This window comes from Marinobacter shengliensis (genome assembly GCF_030297115.1).
GTDB lineage: Bacteria > Pseudomonadota > Gammaproteobacteria > Pseudomonadales > Oleiphilaceae > Marinobacter > Marinobacter shengliensis.
The window spans coordinates 1,589,655-1,606,404 of record NZ_AP028062.1 but is presented as its reverse complement, the minus strand read 5'-3'; the positions used below and the strand labels follow the sequence as shown (position 1 = coordinate 1,606,404).

At 58.1% G+C, this 16,750-nt stretch carries 18 protein-coding genes; 2 read left to right on the top strand and 16 right to left on the bottom strand.

Annotation, left to right across the window (positions count from 1 at the left end; genetic code table 11):
- Nucleotides 1-5: 5 nt before the first annotated feature.
- The 4 genes from QUE75_RS07320 to flhA form a co-directional block, all read right to left on the bottom strand.
- Nucleotides 6-749: an RNA polymerase sigma factor FliA gene (locus tag QUE75_RS07320; RefSeq protein ID WP_106695412.1), complete on the bottom strand. Its 744-nt coding sequence runs from the start codon at nucleotides 747-749 to the stop codon at nucleotides 6-8.
- A gap of 32 nt (nucleotides 750-781) precedes the next feature.
- Nucleotides 782-1,594, bottom strand: coding sequence for a MinD/ParA family protein (locus tag QUE75_RS07315; protein WP_058090155.1), 813 nt, complete (start codon nucleotides 1,592-1,594; stop codon nucleotides 782-784).
- A 70-nt stretch (nucleotides 1,595-1,664) separates the two neighbouring features.
- The gene (gene flhF, locus QUE75_RS07310) at nucleotides 1,665-2,981 is read right to left on the bottom strand and encodes a flagellar biosynthesis protein FlhF (protein WP_286254729.1); all 1,317 of its coding nucleotides are present in this window, start codon (nucleotides 2,979-2,981) and stop codon (nucleotides 1,665-1,667) included.
- A gap of 57 nt (nucleotides 2,982-3,038) precedes the next feature.
- A complete protein-coding gene (flhA, locus tag QUE75_RS07305; RefSeq protein ID WP_106695410.1) occupies nucleotides 3,039-5,213 on the bottom strand; it encodes a flagellar biosynthesis protein FlhA in 2,175 nt (724 codons plus the stop codon).
- A 225-nt stretch (nucleotides 5,214-5,438) separates the two neighbouring features.
- On the opposite strand from flhA, the gene upp reads away from it, so the two are divergent.
- The gene (gene upp, locus QUE75_RS07300; RefSeq protein WP_058090158.1) at nucleotides 5,439-6,077 is read left to right on the top strand and encodes a uracil phosphoribosyltransferase; all 639 of its coding nucleotides are present in this window, start codon (nucleotides 5,439-5,441) and stop codon (nucleotides 6,075-6,077) included.
- 2 nt (nucleotides 6,078-6,079) lie between these two features.
- Nucleotides 6,080-7,333, top strand: a complete 1,254-nt coding sequence (locus QUE75_RS07295; protein WP_286254727.1) for a uracil-xanthine permease family protein — start codon at nucleotides 6,080-6,082, stop codon at nucleotides 7,331-7,333.
- 86 nt (nucleotides 7,334-7,419) lie between these two features.
- On the opposite strand, the gene flhB is transcribed toward QUE75_RS07295, so the two are convergent.
- The 12 genes from flhB to QUE75_RS07235 all read right to left on the bottom strand — a co-directional run bounded on the left by flhB (nucleotide 7,420) and on the right by QUE75_RS07235 (nucleotide 16,703).
- Nucleotides 7,420-8,556 carry a flagellar biosynthesis protein FlhB gene (flhB, locus tag QUE75_RS07290; protein WP_106695406.1) on the bottom strand — a complete coding sequence of 379 codons (1,137 nt, stop codon included), beginning with the start codon at nucleotides 8,554-8,556 and terminating at the stop codon, nucleotides 7,420-7,422.
- 2 nt (nucleotides 8,557-8,558) lie between these two features.
- Nucleotides 8,559-9,344 (bottom strand): flagellar biosynthetic protein FliR, encoded by a 786-nt coding sequence (gene fliR, locus QUE75_RS07285; RefSeq protein ID WP_286254723.1) that lies wholly within the window; start codon nucleotides 9,342-9,344, stop codon nucleotides 8,559-8,561.
- A gap of 4 nt (nucleotides 9,345-9,348) precedes the next feature.
- Entirely contained in the window at nucleotides 9,349-9,618 is a 270-nt protein-coding gene (gene fliQ, locus QUE75_RS07280; RefSeq protein WP_106695404.1) for a flagellar biosynthesis protein FliQ, read from the bottom strand.
- 10 nt (nucleotides 9,619-9,628) lie between these two features.
- Nucleotides 9,629-10,390: a flagellar type III secretion system pore protein FliP gene (fliP, locus tag QUE75_RS07275; protein WP_286254721.1), complete on the bottom strand. Its 762-nt coding sequence runs from the start codon at nucleotides 10,388-10,390 to the stop codon at nucleotides 9,629-9,631.
- Between the two features lie 4 nt (nucleotides 10,391-10,394).
- On the bottom strand, nucleotides 10,395-10,841 hold the full coding sequence (fliO, locus tag QUE75_RS07270) for a flagellar biosynthetic protein FliO (protein ID WP_286254718.1): 447 nt from the start codon (nucleotides 10,839-10,841) through the stop codon (nucleotides 10,395-10,397).
- Nucleotide 10,842: 1 nt separating this feature from the next.
- On the bottom strand, nucleotides 10,843-11,346 hold the full coding sequence (fliN, locus tag QUE75_RS07265; RefSeq protein WP_106695401.1) for a flagellar motor switch protein FliN: 504 nt from the start codon (nucleotides 11,344-11,346) through the stop codon (nucleotides 10,843-10,845).
- Nucleotides 11,339-12,337: a flagellar motor switch protein FliM gene (gene fliM, locus QUE75_RS07260; RefSeq protein WP_106695400.1), complete on the bottom strand. Its 999-nt coding sequence runs from the start codon at nucleotides 12,335-12,337 to the stop codon at nucleotides 11,339-11,341. Before fliM ends, fliN begins: the two co-directional genes overlap by 8 nt.
- Before the next feature lie 40 nt (nucleotides 12,338-12,377).
- Complete coding sequence (locus QUE75_RS07255) at nucleotides 12,378-12,878, bottom strand: flagellar basal body-associated FliL family protein (protein ID WP_106695399.1); 501 nt, start codon at nucleotides 12,876-12,878, stop codon at nucleotides 12,378-12,380.
- Between the two features lie 180 nt (nucleotides 12,879-13,058).
- A complete protein-coding gene (locus tag QUE75_RS07250) occupies nucleotides 13,059-14,201 on the bottom strand; it encodes a flagellar hook-length control protein FliK (RefSeq protein WP_286254715.1) in 1,143 nt (380 codons plus the stop codon).
- Between the two features lie 85 nt (nucleotides 14,202-14,286).
- Nucleotides 14,287-14,637 (bottom strand): Hpt domain-containing protein, encoded by a 351-nt coding sequence (locus tag QUE75_RS07245; RefSeq protein ID WP_106695397.1) that lies wholly within the window; start codon nucleotides 14,635-14,637, stop codon nucleotides 14,287-14,289.
- Nucleotides 14,630-16,423 carry a SpoIIE family protein phosphatase gene (locus tag QUE75_RS07240; RefSeq protein WP_396631695.1) on the bottom strand — a complete coding sequence of 598 codons (1,794 nt, stop codon included), beginning with the start codon at nucleotides 16,421-16,423 and terminating at the stop codon, nucleotides 14,630-14,632. The genes QUE75_RS07245 and QUE75_RS07240 overlap by 8 nt, the downstream gene beginning before the upstream one ends.
- Complete coding sequence (locus QUE75_RS07235; RefSeq protein ID WP_058090171.1) at nucleotides 16,398-16,703, bottom strand: STAS domain-containing protein; 306 nt, start codon at nucleotides 16,701-16,703, stop codon at nucleotides 16,398-16,400. The genes QUE75_RS07240 and QUE75_RS07235 overlap by 26 nt, the downstream gene beginning before the upstream one ends.
- Nucleotides 16,704-16,750: the final 47 nt, after the last annotated feature.

The window sequence follows — 16,750 nt, the reverse complement described above, 5'->3', positions numbered from 1 at the left end:
CCGGTTTATTCTGGCTCGTCTTCCCGCCAATCGGACAACCGCCCCCTGAGACGAAGGGCCGCCTGGCTATGAATCTGGCTGACCCGGCTCTCGCTGACGCCCAGCACCGCGCCGATTTCCTTCAGGTTGAGCTCTTCCTGGTAGTAGAGGCTCAACACCAGCTTTTCTCGCTCAGGAAGCTCTTCGATTGCCTCTGCCAGGCTTTTCTGGAATGCATTTGATGAAATGCCATCCAGGGGATTATCGCTGGCCTCTGTTTCTTCTATCGGCAGCTCCCCGGATTCATTGAGCTCATCAAGGCTAAAAAGTCGGCCACTGTTGGCGTCTGCCAGGGAAGCATGATATTCCGACAGGTCAATGCCCAGCTCTTCGGCAACATCGACATCCTGGGCCTCGCGCCCGGTGCGGTCTTCAACCGTTTTGATGGCTGCCGCGATACGGCGGGCATTGCGGTGAACGGAGCGGGGAACCCAGTCGCCCTTGCGGATTTCATCCACCATGGCACCGCGGATACGAATGCCTGCGTAGGTTTCAAAGGTGGCACCCTTGCCGGTGGAATAGCGTTGTGCAGCTTCCAGCAGGCCAATCATGCCGGCCTGCATGAGATCTTCAAGCTGAACCGAGGCCGGCAAACGGGCCATCAGATGAAGGGCGATTTTCTTGACCAGCGGCGCATGCTCCTCAATCAGCTGAGAGGGGCCTTTTGCGCCAGCCTGATGGTAGATTCCCAGGTTTTTCGCCAATGTCATGTATCCGGTTTTCTTATAGGACTGGATTCAGATCAGACTTCGACGAGCCGCTCCACGAAAAACTCCAGATGCCCTCTTGGCGATGATGGCAGCGGCCAGCTGTCCACTTTCTCTGCCAGGGCACGGATCGCCAGCGACGCCTTAGCCCGTGGATAGGCATCCAGAACGGCCCGCTGCCGCTGAACGGCTTTTTTGACGGCTTCGTCGTACGGCACGATACCTACATATTGTAGTGCTACATCAAGGAAACGCTCGGTGACACGGGTCAGTTTTTCATACAGATGCCGGCCTTCCTGCTCATTTCGCACCTGATTCGCCAGAATACGGAAACGGTTGGTGCCGTAGTCGCGATTCATCAGTTTGATCAGGGCATAAGCATCGGTAATGGAGGTAGGCTCATCGCACACCACCAGCAGCAATTCCTGGGAGGCCCGCAGGAAACTGACGACCGACTCGGAAATACCGGCTGCTGTGTCAACAATCAGCACATCAATCTGGTCACCCAGCTCGCTGAAGGCGTTGATCAGCCCTGCATGTTCCATCGGGCTCAACTGGGTCATACGCTGGGTGCCGGACGATGCGGGGACAATCTTGATACCACCCGGGCCGTTGACCAGAACGTCCTTGAGGTCGCACTCGCCACTGAGCACATCCTGCAGATTGCGATTGGCGGTAATGCCCAACAGCACGTCGATATTGGCAAGGCCAAGGTCTGCATCCAGCAACACCACCCGCCGGCCTTTCTGGGCCAGCGCGATACCGAGGTTGACGGACACATTACTCTTGCCGACACCGCCCTTGCCGCCGGTAACCGCAATCACCTGAACCGGATGTGGTCTGCTCATACTGTTATCAGTCTCTTACTGCGTTCTTGTGTGGGCGCAAACGGCAGCGCACCGGCTGTACCACCGGGCCTCAGGCCCCTTCTGCAACGGCCTGGCCGTGCTGCATTGTTTTCAGGCGTTCTACGCCCAACCGCACCAGAGGAATGGCCTCTGCCCGGTGCAGGTCTTCGGGAATCTTCTGGCCATCGGTATACCATGCCACTGGCAGGCCGGTTTCCATGACAAAGCCCAAAGACTCACCCAGTGTCAGCGCTTCGTCAATCTTGGTCATGACGCAGCCTGCAAGGTTTGCCATCTTATAGCAATGCCACACGGATTTCATGATGCGCGGCTGGCTGGTGGCAGACACGACCAGATGGGTACGGATATTGTGATCGCTCCGGGCCAACTCCGCCAGCTGTTCCTGATAACCGCGATCCGAGCTGGTCAGCCCGGCAGTATCAATCAGAACCAGGTGCCGGTCTGACAATTCGTCCAGAATGTCATCCAGGGAATGACTCTCGTCCACAACCCGGACCGGAACATTGAGAATACGGCCAAACACAAACAGCTGTTCATGGGCTGCCACCCGGTAGCGATCGGTGGTGACCAACGCCAGGGAATCCGGCCCGTGCTCCAGTACATATTGGGCTGCCAGCTTGCCAATGGTGGTGGTCTTCCCAGACCCGGTTGGCCCCACCAGCGCATAGACGCCGCCGGCCTCAAGCCAGTGTTCCCGAGCGGTACGTACGCCGGTGGCCAGCATCTTCAGGGATTGCTTCCAACCGTCTTCCAACCTGCCGGCGCGATGCTGACGGGACAGAGAGGTTGCCAGCTCCGCGCCCAGGCCAAATTCCTGCAGCCGCTCTGCAAGCCTCTGCTGAACCGCATTGGATGCCGCGACTGCAGGCTTCTCGGGTACCGAGGTACGGCCGCTGACCATCTCTCTCAGGGAGTTGATTTCCGCTCTCATGCTCGCCAACTCATCCGAGTAGCCCGCCTCTGATCGGCCACCTGCATTGCCCACCGAGGTCGATCCACCAGCCAACTCACCTGACCAGTCGGCACCCGGCCGATCATCAGCCAGTGCACGATCATATTCCGCGCCGACACCCGCCCGCTTCTCCCGCACTTCGCGAATGCGACTGCGCGATCGGTTCAACTCTTCTTCCAACCGACGATGCTGGTCTGCCTGCAGCTCCGCCAGGCGCGAGCCGTTGGTGGCCTGTGCCGCTTTCTCGCCAAGGCGCTGGCGTGCCATATTTTCGTCATAGTCCAGGGCCGTCACAATTTCGACGCCTCCGTCCACCCGGCGATTGGACAAAATAACGGCATCCGGCCCCATCTCATGACTAACCTGTTTCAGGGCTTCGGCCATGGTCTTTGCAAAAAACCGTTGTACTTTCATAACGCTTCATCCTCCACCGGCGTGCCCGAATCGGGTGTTCGCCTTGCCCTGCCGGCCTTACTGGCCAACAGAGGCGACTATCGTGATCTGTTTGTTATCCGGAATTTCCTGGTACGAGAGCACATGCAAACGCTCTACCCCATAACTGGCAAACTTTGCCAGCACTGGCCGCAAGGGCCCGGAAACCAGAAGAATCGCCGGCTTGCCCAGCATTTCCTGGCGCTGAACACTGTCCTGAAGAGACCGCTGCAGCTTTTCCACCATGTTGGGCTCAAGCACCAGGCCAATATCTTCCTGTCCGCCGGATTGTTGACTCTGCTGAACAGACTTAAGCAATAACTGTTCCAGATCGGGATCCAGAGTGATCACCGGAATCTCGGCATCGTTGCCACAGATGCTCTGAACGATCATTCGGCGAAGCGCCTGGCGAGCCAGGGTGGTCAACAGTTTCGGGTCCTGGCTTCTGGGGTGCACGTTAACAATGGCCTCGGCAATGGAGCGCATATCCCTGACCGGCACTTCTTCCCGGAGCAGGTTCTGCAGTACCCGCAGCAGGACGCTCACGGAAATCGTCGTAGGCACCAGCTCCTCCGCCAGTTTCGGAGCCATTTTCTCCAACTGGTCCAGCCACTTCTGGGCCTCTTCATGGCCGATAAGTTCATGGGCGTGCTTTTGCAGAATCTGGTTAAGGTGGGTAGCCACCACCGTGCTGGCATCCACCACGGTATAGCCCAGGGTCTGGGCCTGGTCTTTCTTGTCTGGCTCAATCCAGATGGCATCCAGGCCAAAGGCCGGATCTTTGCCTGCAATGCCTTCCACCTTGCCAAACACCTGGCCCGGATCAATGGCCAGCTCACGTTCCGGGTGAATCTCCGCCTCGGCAATGGTCACACCCATCAGGGTGATGCGGTAGACGTTTGGCATCAGGTCCAGATTGTCCCGAATGTGCACTGACGGCATCAGGAAACCCAGATCCTGAGACAGTTTTTTCCGAACCCCCTTGATGCGACTGAGCAGCTGCCCGCCCTGGGATTTATCGACCAGAGGAATCAGCCGGTAGCCCACTTCCAGACCAACGATGTCAACGGTCGCCACATCATCCCAGCCCAGCTCCCGGGTTTCACCGGGCGCCGGCAGCGCCTGTCCTTCTGCGCCGGACCGATCCTGAACCACCTCGCCACCGGCACGGGGCGCTCCACCAGCCATGCCGCCACGACCGGCGTAAACGCCCTCTTCTTCCACAGTCTGGCTTTGCTTTTTCCAGATCAGCCAGGCCGCACCGGCGGCAAGGCTGCCCAATCCCAGGAAGGCAACATGGGGCATGCCCGGAATCAGACCCAGGATAATCAGGATGACTGCGGCAATACCGATGGCCTTGGGCGCGTTGAACATCTGATGAATGATCTGCCCGCCCATGTCCTGGCTGGCCGTTACCCGCGTTACCATGATGGCAGCGGAAGTAGACAGCAACAGTGATGGAATCTGGGCAACCAGGCCGTCACCAATGGTCAGCAGCGCGTACCGCTGCATCGCCAGGCCAAAGTCCAGGCCATGCTGGAGCATGCCGATCGAGATACCACCAATGATATTGATCGCAAGAATCAGCAACCCCGCAATGGCATCGCCCTTTACAAACTTGGACGCACCATCCATGGATCCATAGAAATCCGCTTCCTGGGCAATCTCCGAACGGCGGCTTTTGGCCTCGTCCTGGTTTATCAGGCCCGCGTTCAAATCCGCATCAATGGCCATCTGTTTGCCGGGCATGGCGTCCAGGGTAAAACGGGCACTGACTTCCGACACCCGGCCGGCACCCTTGGTGACTACCAGGAAGTTGATGATCATCAGGATGGCAAACACCACCAGACCAACCGCATAGTTCCCGCCAATCAGAACCTCACCGAACGATTCGATCACCTTACCGGCAGCATCACCACCTTCGTGACCGTTGAGCAGGACAATCCGGGTAGAGGCAACGTTCAACCCCAGGCGCAGGAGCGTGGCAACCAGCAGTACCGTCGGGAACGACGCGAACTCCATCGGCCGAAGCGCGTACACACACACCAGCAGAATGACGATGGACAAGGTGATGTTGAAGGTAAAGAACACGTCCAGCAGGAAGGCCGGCATGGGCAGGATCATCATGCCCAACAAGCCCATAAGCATCAGTGGAATACCGATACTGCCCCGCGTCAGGGTTTTGACGTTACTCAGAACTAACGCTCTGTCCATGCTGGATACTTCTCCGCTCTGCCGTGCTTTTCAGAACTGTCAGGGTCGAAAATCTGACGCGGCGCGCCAATCTGGGAGAGTTATCGCAAGAACCGTACCAGGCCTTACAGTTTTTGATATTTACCGCACGACCAGCGCCTGACGCGGGCGCCCAGATACGGTATCCTTGCGCCATTTATTGCATCCGAAATCAAGCCCGAACATTCGAACACACAGGTGACCCCAATGCCGATCCACGAAGTGAAGCACCCCCTGATCCGCCATAAACTCGGCCTGATGCGCCGCGCCGACATCAGCACCAAGAATTTTCGTGAACTGGCACAGGAAGTTGGCGCACTTCTGACCTACGAGGCGACCAAAGACTTCAACCTGCAGGAAAAAACCATTGATGGCTGGGCCGGGCCGGTGACCGTGGAACAGATTCACGGCAAGAAAGTCACCATCGTGCCGATTCTGCGCGCTGGCCTGGGCATGCTCGACGGCGTGCTGAGCCTGATCCCGGTGGCACGAGTGAGCGTAGTGGGCCAGATCCGCAACGAAGACACGCTGGAAGCTGAAACCTACCTGGAAAAATTGGTGGGCGAGCTGGACCAGCGCATGGCTCTGATTATCGACCCGATGCTGGCCACCGGTGGCTCCATGATCTCCACCATCGACCTGCTCAAGAAAGCCGGCAGCACCGAAATTCGGGCCCTGGTGCTGGTGGCCGCGCCAGAAGGCATCGAGAAAGTGCTGGAAAAACACCCGGACGTTTCCATCTACACCGCTTCTGTTGATGAGCGCCTGAACGAGAAAGGCTACATCCTGCCTGGCCTGGGTGATGCCGGTGACAAAATCTTCGGCACCAAGCAGAAGGACGTCTGAGCATGCAGGAACACACCCATGAACCCGTATGGAAGCAGGCACTAGCCGGCTCCCAGATGCTCCTGGTCGCCTTCGGCGCCTTGGTATTGATGCCCCTGATCACCGGGCTGGACCCCAACGTGGCGCTGTTTACCGCCGGCGTCGGCACCCTGATTTTCCACATAGTCACCGGCGGCCAGATCCCCATTTTCCTGGCCTCATCCTTTGCCTTCATCGCGCCGATCATCGCCGCCAAGGGCCGCTTCGGGCTGGAAGAAACTCTTGGGGGCCTGATGGCGGCCGGCATCCTGTACATCATCCTGGCCGGCGCCGTGCGGGCACGGGGCACGGGCTTTGTCACCCGCCTGCTGCCGCCGGTGGTCATCGCCCCGGTGATTATGACCATCGGCCTGGGACTGGCATCGGTGGCGGTGCATATGGCCTCTGGCCGCACCGGAGACGGCGCCGCCGAACTGGTGCCCTACAACACCGCCATCGTCATCGCCATGATCTCCCTGGCCGTCACCATCGTCATGTCGGTCTGGGCCAAGGGCATCTTCCGGCTGATCCCAATCATGTTTGGCGTTATCGTTGGCTACACCCTGTCCTGGTTCGCCGGCATTGTAGACATTACCCCGGTCCAGGAAGCCCCCTGGTTTGCCGTCCCCAACTTCGTCGCCCCCGCCTTCAGCTGGGGCGCCATCCTGTTCATGATCCCGGTCGCCATTGCCCCGGCCATCGAACACATCGGTGACGTACTGGCCATCGGCAACGTCACCCGCAAAAACTACCTGCAAAAACCCGGTTTGCACCGCACTCTGCTGGGCGACGGCCTGGCCACCAGCGCCGCCTCCATGCTCGGTGGACCACCCAACACCACTTATTCTGAAGTCACCGGCGCGGTGATGCTGACCCGAAACTTCAACCCGAAAGTGATGTGGTGGGCCGCGGGTACTGCCATCGTCCTGGCCTTCGTTGGCAAATTCGGTGCTGCCCTGCAGACCATTCCGGTTCCGGTTATGGGCGGCATCCTGTGCCTGCTGTTCGGCTCCATCGCCGTGGTCGGCCTGAACACACTGATCCGCCACCAGGTAGACCTGTCCCAGTCCCGTAACCTGGTGATCGTTGGCGTCACCCTGGTTTTCGGTATCGGCAACATGGTGATTGGTACGCTGGAAGGTATTGCTCTGTGCGCGGTTGTCGCGATCGCCTTGAACCTGATCCTGCCAGGCGAGAAAGAAGCCTGGGGTAAGCGGATTCAGGAGCCCAAGGCTTAAGCAATGAAACCGGTCAGGTCGACATAAAGCTCGGCCTGGCTCGCCGCACCAAACCGGCAGGCTACAAAAGAGCCAAACTCCAAAATCTAAATATCGCGCCGCATCTCCGGCGGAATCGGAAAATCAGGCATACCCGGTTTGGCCCCGCGCCCCTTGCGGAACTGCCGGAGCTGGAACACATAAGCCAGCACCTGAGCAATAGCCATATACAAACCGTCGGGAATCTCCTGCCCCACATCGGTATTGTGATACACCGCCCGGGTCAGCGGCGGCGTCCGCAGGATCTCCACCTTGTGCTCACGGGCAATCTCCATAATCTTGAAGGCAATCTCATCCGCCCCCTTGGCCACCACCACCGGCGCTCCCATCGAATCCTGGTTGTACTTTAACGCCACCGCATAGTGGGTCGGGTTGGTAATCACCACATCAGCTGTCGGCACATCCTGCATCATCCGGCGCTGGGCCATCTCACGCTGCAGCTGGCGAATCTTGCCCTTTACCTCTGGTTTACCCTCGGTGTCCTTGTACTCGTCCTTCACCTCCTGCTTGGTCATGCGCAGTTTCTTCTGGTGGTCGTAGATCTGAAACGGCACGTCAATCATGGCAATGATGATGGTGGCACAGGACAGGAAAAAGAAGCTCCAGCCCAAAGTCCAGACCACATGGGCCATGGCCGGGACAACGGGCTCCTCAGCGATCGCAAGCAGGTCCTCAGTGCGCAGATTGAGAATCAGGATGGCCACCGCAAGCACCAACCCCACCTTGGCAATCGCCTTGACCAACTCAATGAGGGAGCGCATCGAGAACATCCGCCCCAGACCCTTGATGGGATTCATCCGGCTGCCTTTCGGGGCAATCGCCTTGGCGCTGAACAACAAACCACCAATGCCAATAGAGCCTGCGATGGCCGCCACCAAGAGCATGATCAGAATGGGAGACAAGGCAAATGCAGCTGCCTTGGCAGAAAGTATGAGTTGAACACTCATATGGCGGGTGTCGTAGATCGCGGCGCGCTCAATCACAAAGGCATCCCGCATGATGCTCTCAAGGGTTGCCCCAAGACTGCCTCCAAACATCAGAAGGCCGCCAGCACCAGCCAGTAACACCGACATGGTGGCCAGCTCTTTTGAACGGGCAGTCTGGCCGTCCTCCTTGGCTTTCTCAAGTCGTCGGGGGGTCGGCTCTTCGGTTTTCTCCTGGCTGTTATCGTTCTCTTCAGCCATGGCTATGGTTGCCCCTGCAGCTGTCGCATGAAATCGAAGGTTTCCCGGGTGTATTGCTCAAAGTGCGGCAGAAAATTGGCATGCAGCACCCAGATAGCAAACAATCCAAAAATCAGGCCAATGGGGAAACCCAGGGCAAAAATGTTCATCTGCGGGGCGGCGCGGGTCATCACGCCAAAGGAGATGTTGACGATGAACACGGCAGTGACGGCCGGCAGCGCCAGCAGAATGGCCGACACAAACATCCAGCTGATCCGGTGGGCAAGGTCCCACACACCCGCCTGGCCAAGCCCCTCCATGCCAATGGGCATGATGTAGAAACTCTCGATGAACACTTCGAACGCCACCAGGTGGCCGTTCATGGCGAGAAACAGCAGAGTGATGGTGATGGTGTAGATTTGCGCCAGCACTGGCACGTTGACGCCATTGGCCGGGTCCATCATAGAGGCAAAGCCAAGACCCATCTGCATAGCGATCATCTGGCCGGCAATCACGAAAAGCTGCCACAGGGCGGTCAGCGCAAACCCAAGCCCAACGCCGATCAGGATTTGCTGCAGGGTGATCACAACGGCATCCGCACTGAACGCCTCAACCTGGGGAACTTCGGGAATCAACGGGGCAATGAGGACCGTCATCAGCAGGGCCAGCCCCAGACGCACCCGTGCGGGCACCAGCTGGGTGCCAAAAACAGGGATAACCATCAGGAAACTGGCCAGCCGGAACAGCGGCCACAGGTGCTGGCCCACCCATTGGCCAATCAGGTCTGCACTGAACTCCGCCGGTACCATCCCGTCAGCCGATCAGGAAAGGGATGCTGGATATCAGGCGATTGGCATGATCGAGCAGCAGGGTCAGCATCCACGGGCCGAGCGCAATGATCACTATCAGTGTGACCAACAGGCGAGGTAGAAAGCTCAGGGTCTGCTCGTTGATCTGGGTAGCTGCCTGGAAGGTACTCACCACCAGACCGATCACCAGACCCGGCCCGATAATGACAGCGGCAAGCAACACGATCATCCAGAGCGCTTCGCGCAGAATGTCGATCACGGTCTCAGGGGTCATGGTTGGCCTCCTATATCCCGTAACTGGCGGCAAGGGTGCCCATAATCAGGGCCCAGCCATCCACCAGAACAAAGAGCATGATTTTAAAAGGCAAGGAGATGATGATGGGCGACAGCATCATCATACCCATGGCCATCAGAACACTCGCCACCACCATATCGATGATAAGAAAGGGTATGAACAGAATAAACCCGATCTGAAACGCCGTCTTGAGTTCACTGGTCACAAATGCCGGCATCAGCACCCAGAAGGAAACGTCTTCGGGGGTTTCATACTGCACATCGGCGATGCGCATAAACAACGCAAGATCCGACTCCCGCGTCTGCTCCAGCATGAACCGGCGAAACGGCTGGCTGGCCAGCTCCACGGCTTCCAGGGAGGTGACCTCCTCCTGCATGTAGGGCTGCAACCCCACCCGGTTGGCCTCTTCCAGCACCGGCTTCATGATAAAAATACTCAGGAACAGTGCCAAACCCAGCAGAATCTGGTTGGATGGCGTTGCCTGCAAACCCAGGGCCTGCCGAAGAATGGCGAAGACCACGATGATACGGGTGAACGATGTCATCATCATCAACATGGCGGGCAGGAAGGTCAGCGCTGTCATCAGCGCCAGGATTTGCAGGGTTACCGAGTATTCCTCGGTTCCGTTTTCTCCAGGCTGCACCGTAAAGGCCGGAATGCCTGGCAGGTCGGCAAAAGCCGCGGGCGCCAAAAACAACCCGGGGAACAGCACAAGCAATGGCAGACAGCGTTTGAGCAGAGCCACGGTCATAGCGTCAGTCTTTCCTTTCCGGTGCCGACCAGGACTTGCCGATCATGCCCTGTAACCGGCGGGCAAACTCACCAGTGGGAGGGTTGGCGGAATCCACAACCGGGTGGTCGAACACCTGCAGAGTTCGAATGGTGGAAGGGGTAATACCCAGCAATATCTGTTGGCCACCCACCTCTACCAGGGCAATCCGCTCCCGGGCCCCGATGGCCAGCACAGAGACCACCTTGATCGCGTTGTTATTCATGCCGGTCATGCCGTTCATACGCCGGATCAGCCAGGCACAGCCGTAGATCACCGCGACAACCGCCAGCAACCCGAGGCCCAGGCTGACAATGGTCCCCAGGGTATCCGGCGCGTTTCGGCCAGCGTCCCGCGCCGGCGCACTGGCCTCCTCGGCGAATGCTGGAACAGAAAAAACAAGAGGCAACAGGCCGTTCAGAAGCCGCACCATGTTACTTTTGCAACCGTTTGATGCGCTCACCCGGGCTGATCACATCGGTCAGGCGGATACCGAACTTTTCGTTCACCATCACAACCTCGCCGTGGGCAATCAAGGTGCCGTTCACCAGCACATCCAGCGGCTCACCCGCCAGTCTGTCCAGCTCGATCACGGAGCCCTGGTTAAGCTGCAGCAGGTTGCGGATTGGAATCTGGGTGTTGCCCACTTCCATGGAAATGGTCACCGGAATATCAAGGATTACGTCGATATCCGGAGCATCCCCACTGCCACCCATACCTGCGTCATCAGGGAACTCTTCCATCGGGGCGGTACGTACACTCTGCCCTGGCTCTTCAGTCTCCTCAGCTTCGGCCATGGCGGCCGCCCATTCATCCTCGCGGCCATCGGTATCGCTTTCTTCAGAACCGCCGGTTTCCTCCATGGCAGCTTCCCATTCAGCAGCCAGCTTTTCGTCTTCGCTGAGCTCCTTGTCGTCTTTCTTGTCGTCCTCAGCCATTGCGTCCCACCTTCAGTTGTTTCTTAACCTTGGGCAATGTCGCCCGCTCATGAATTCTCAGCGCCAGCTTTCCGTCACGGGTTCCCAGTGTGGCCTTGTAGATCGGAATTCCGTTAGCGGTGACCGTCAAATGCTCGGGTACCTCCACAGGAATCACATCCCCGGCCTTCATCTTGGCAATATCCCTGAGGGAGATCCTTCGCCGGCAAACCGTTGTATTGATCGGAACGTTCACTTCCTTGATATCTTCCTGCAGGGCGTTGACCCAACGTTCATCAACATCGTCGATATCGCTCTGCACCCCGGCATCCAGAACATCCCGAATGGGCTCGATCATGGAATAGGGCAAAGCAAAGTGCAGCTCGCCACCACCGCCATCCAGTTCGATATGGAAGGTACTGACCACCACCACTTCACTCGGGCTGACAATATTGGCCATCGCCGGATTCACTTCCGAACTCAGGTACTCGAACTCCACCTGCAGGACGGCATGCCAGGCTTCCTTCATGTCGTGGAAAACCTGGTTCAGCACCATCTGGACAATGCGGGTTTCAGTGGGCGTGAATTCACGGCCCTCGATCTTGGCGTGCCTGCCCTCCCCGCCAAAGAAGTTATCCACCAGCTTGAACACCAGCTTGGCGTCCAGAACGAACAGAGAGGTGCCACGCAGCGGGCGCACCTTGCACAGGTTGAGACTGGTGGGCACATACAGGGTGTGAATATATTCACCGAACTTCATGATCTGCACGCCACCGGTGGAGACGTCAGCATTCCGGCGTAAAAGGTTGAACAGGCTGATGCGGGTGTAGCGGGCAAAGCGCTCGTTGATCATTTCAAGGGTGGGCATACGGCCACGGACGATACGGTCCTGACTGGCCAGGTCGTAGTTCTTTACGCCGGTTTCATCAGTCTCTTCATAGGTATCAATGTCGCCGTCATCCACACCGTGGAGAAGCGCATCAATTTCGTCCTGTGACAATAAATCCTGCATACCTGACCCTGCCCTGAGATTCGTTTACCCGATCGGGTACCTATTGCACTACAAAGTTTCTGAATAGCACACGCTTGATCGACGGCTCACCTTCTTCCTCAAGCACCTGATTGACGGTCGCCAGCAGCTGCTCTGCGAGAGCTGACCGCCCTTCCGGCGTTTGCAGCTCACTGAATTCACTGTTCCCCAAAACCATCACCAGCTGGCTGCGAATCAACGGCATGTGCGTTTCCGCCGCGGCCAGGGCGGCTGGGTCCGACGCTTCAAGTGACAGGTGAACCTGGGCGTAGCGCTGGCGACCCTGGGCCTGAACTGTCGTCACCAGAGGGCGCTCCAGGTCAATATAGCTGCTGGCGACAAAGGCCGGCTCTGACGTTGATGCCCGCTCGCCTTCACCGCCACCCGGAAGGCCACCCCCGAGGAACCAGAGCGTTCCAACGACCGAAAGCGCAACCGCCAGAACAATGATCACCACCAGCATGATGATGAGCTTCAGTTTACCTTTCTTGGCGGGTGCCGGTGCAGCAGTGTTCTCAGCCATAATGTCCGCTTTGTCAGTTTTTTGTCAGTCAGGCAATCTGCACCTGACTTTCCATGATTAATGCAAGGGGCGGGCCAGAACTCCCATCCCCCCGGTTCAGAACCGCAGTTTAGCGTTGCTGGAGGGGATGGGCAAAGAGGATTGGAGAGTTAACGGAAAGCGGTCAGAAAACGAACAAAATCAGGCAAACACATCCACCTCACCCTTCCAGCCCAGGTCGAGGCCAGCCATCTCTTGCAGGGACTCATCAGTATCTCCGGCCAACGGCCCGCCACTCTCACCAGCCGACGCATGCTCTCCGGAACCATCTCCCTGCTCACCACCCTGCCTGCCGGGCTGGTCGGAAACATCAAACTGACTCAGAGACAAACCCTGCTCCCCCAGCATATCCCGCAGCCTGTGGGAGTTGAGTTCCAGCTGCTCCCGTACAACCGGGTTGGCGGCATGCACGGTGATGTTGGCCTGGTCATTCTGTACCCGAACCTTTACCTCCATCGGTCCCATATCCGGTGGCGTCAGGTGAATTTCTGCCACGGACATGTTTCGGGCGGTCAGCCAACTGAGCTTGCCCATCACCTTGTCGCCCCATTCCGCCTGTCCCACGGGCACTTCCACCGATGTGGCATACCCCTTCAGGGGCAAAGCGGCCTCTGCCGCCAGCCGTGCGGGTTGCGCTGCCTGTTGTGAAGCAACCTCCAGGGTTGCCTGGAATCTGGGGGCCGACAACAGGTTGGCGGGATCAACCGGTCTTGCACTCTCACCGGCCACGCCGGCAGACAACAGGTCGGTTAATTGCGTACTCAGATTCATGGCGGTGGTCGCCGGGCCTTGTTGTCCGTTCTGGCCATTGATGGCGCCTTGCATGCCAGCCATCGGCATCAGGGCGGGATTCATCAGGGGATCGGCATCGGTAGCCGGCAAGGGATTGCCTGCGGGCACCAGCAAGGACTGCAGGCTTGCGAAGGTCATGGGCACAGAGTCGATCTGAGAAGGCTCTTCCTGTTTGGCCGCAGTGCGCTGTGAACCGGGCTCTTTAGCACCTGTAACCGGGGAGCCCGGCTTGTCGGCACTTTCCGAGGCCGTGGACTCTTTGGGCGCATTGGCGTCTTTCTTGTCGGCACGCCGGGCTTCGCGCTTGTCCTGAACCGCGCGGTTCTGATCCTGTCGATCTGCCTGCTTCTGGTCCAGACGCTTTCTTTCCGCGCGGGATACCTCGTCAAACCGCGACTCAGAGCCGGAATCCCGATTGCCCGCCGGTTTGTTGGTCGCTGTGTCCTTCTGTGCCCCCGGAGCTGGCGCCTGGGGAAGAATCATCTGCTGCATGGCAACCTCTTGCCGCTTTATCAACCTGTATTGCCCGCAATCGGGCTCTGAGTGGAAGATTGCAAAAGAGATGCCAGAACAAGCCTCAGGTTGATTCACCGAAGGATTTCAGCCGTGTGGTTACCTCTGAGAATTCCACCTCTATGGCTTCTACAATGGGTTCTGCTTCATCCAGGTTGCCAGCTTTACCCGCCTGCTCCGCCTCCATACACAATGCCCCGAGACACGGAGCACCGATATTGATACAGCTGCCCTTGAAACTGTGGGCCGTTTTGGCGAAGGCATCGGCGTCGCCTGCTTCCAGGTTCTGCCTGAGGCTGTCCAGGCGCGTTCGCGAGTCTGCCAGATAGGTCTGAATCAATACTTCAAACTCATCTTCCATGACATCCTGCAATTCAGCCAACGCCTCTTCGTCAAGATGTGGTTTGTCAGTCATCTGCAATCCTCTGCGTATCGTTGTGGCCGGAAGGCGCATTGTCGGCGAGTGCGGTTGACTCCCAATCATAAACGATTTCTACATGATTGCCGCGCCCATGCACCCTCAACTGCCGGGTCATCCGGCGCAATAGTTCAAGGCCGCGGCCCGCGTAACGTGTACCGGGCGGTAACCTCTGTTCCAACACCTTCTCAGAATAACTCTCAAAATCAAAGCCCTGCCCGCTATCCTCACAAACCACATGCAACCGACCGCCGGTATCCGTGGGCTGATGGCTCAGGGCAAACCGGATATAGTGGCCGTTGGTATGGGCCAGTCGACGTCTTCTTTCTTTGTAGTAGTGGCCAAATCCGTCGGGGGATGTTTTCCAATCCGACGGCAGTTCGAGCACGCCGTGTTCCAGGGCGTTGTTGTAGAGCTCGGACAACAGGGTGTAAACCTCACCGCTCTTGCGACGAAGACCAGGGACTTCCATACAAATGTGGAGCAGTAGGGGTAGCGGATTGAAATCCGCTAGCGTTCGCTCTCGCACTTCATAGACACAGTGCCAGTCGACCGGCCCGGACAGCGCCGATTCCGGCGCCCGGTCATTCCGTGCCTGGAGCTGTTCGTGATGAATGATTTCCAGCGCACACAGCGTCAGATCATCCGCGGCATCCGGTTTTCCGGTGAACATCCGGATGTGCTCCATCAACGCATCAAAGGGCTCCTTTGGTGGATCAAGATCCGCCAGAACCCGGTGTACGCCTGCTTCCCCGAATTGCTCACCCCGGACATTCCGTGACTCCGAGAAGCCATCAGTCATGATGACGACCTGGTCACCAGGTTGCACAGGCAGTACCGTCATGGAGGCCTGGAACTGATCGGGGGCCTGGACACCCAACGGCAAATGCCGGGAGGGGATGGTCAGGTGCTTGCCATTGGCACGCACCAACCAGCCATCCGGCAATCCGCCATTCCAGGCGCGCAGCTGGCCCAGCTTGAAATCAGCATCCAGCATGGCCCCACAACAGAACATCCCCACCGGCAGGATCTTTTTCAGCTTTCGATTGATCTCAGAGAGAATGTCCGCCGCGCCAAACCCCTTGGTTGCCATGCCGTAGAAAATCTCGGCAACGGGCATGGCACCGATGGCCGCGGGCAAGCCATGGCCAGTGAAATCTCCCAGAAAAATCAATGTACCGCCCCCGGGACGTTCCGCCGCAAACAGTACGTCACCATTGAAGACAGACAGCGGGGAAGCGTGATAGCGAATATGGGGGGCATTCAGGCATCCGGTATGGGCAACGTTGTCGAATACCCGCCGAGCGACCATCTGTTCCTCTACCAGTTGTTCGTGCTGCCGGCGGATCTGGTCCCGCTGGCCTGATAACACCTGGTGCATCTTGCGCATGCGATTGAAGGCATTGATCTTGGCTTCCAGGATCACCCGGTTATAGGGTTTCACCAGAAAATCGTCACCCCCAGCCTCCAGGCAACGGGCCAACTCACTGGCATCGGACAGAGAACTCAGGAAGATCAGGGGGACTAGACGTTCACCGGCCAGGGCCTTGATCTGCCGGGCCGCCTCCATGCCATCCATTCTGGGCATCAGCGCATCCAGCAGGACAATATCCGGCTGCTGATCACAGAACAGGGCAACTGCCTCTACGCCGTCCCTGGCCTCAACAACCTGATGACCAAGTCGCCGAACCAGGGCAGAGAGGATCAGCCGGTCACTGTCGCTGTCTTCAGCGATCAGTACCTTCAGGGCGTCGGCCTCAGCCGATGCTGAAGAGTTGCTCAAAATTGGAGATAGAGAGGATGCGCCGGACATCGCTATTGCAGTTCTCAATTGAGATACTGGCACTGTCTCCACCGGCATGGTCCCGCAACAGGAGCAACATACCCAGGGCGGAGCTGTCGAGGTAAGTGGTGTCGGAGAGATCGATCACATAACGGTTGACGCTGGCATCACTGTGCTCATAAGCGTCACGGAAGGCCTGATGAGTGCTGAAATCAAAACGGCCCTCTACCCGGATTGTCAGAGTCTGACCGTCGTCACTCCGGCGAGTTTCTATTGGCATTCCGTCACCCCCCGGCCCCTGTGTTCAACGATCATGGCAGTTCTCCC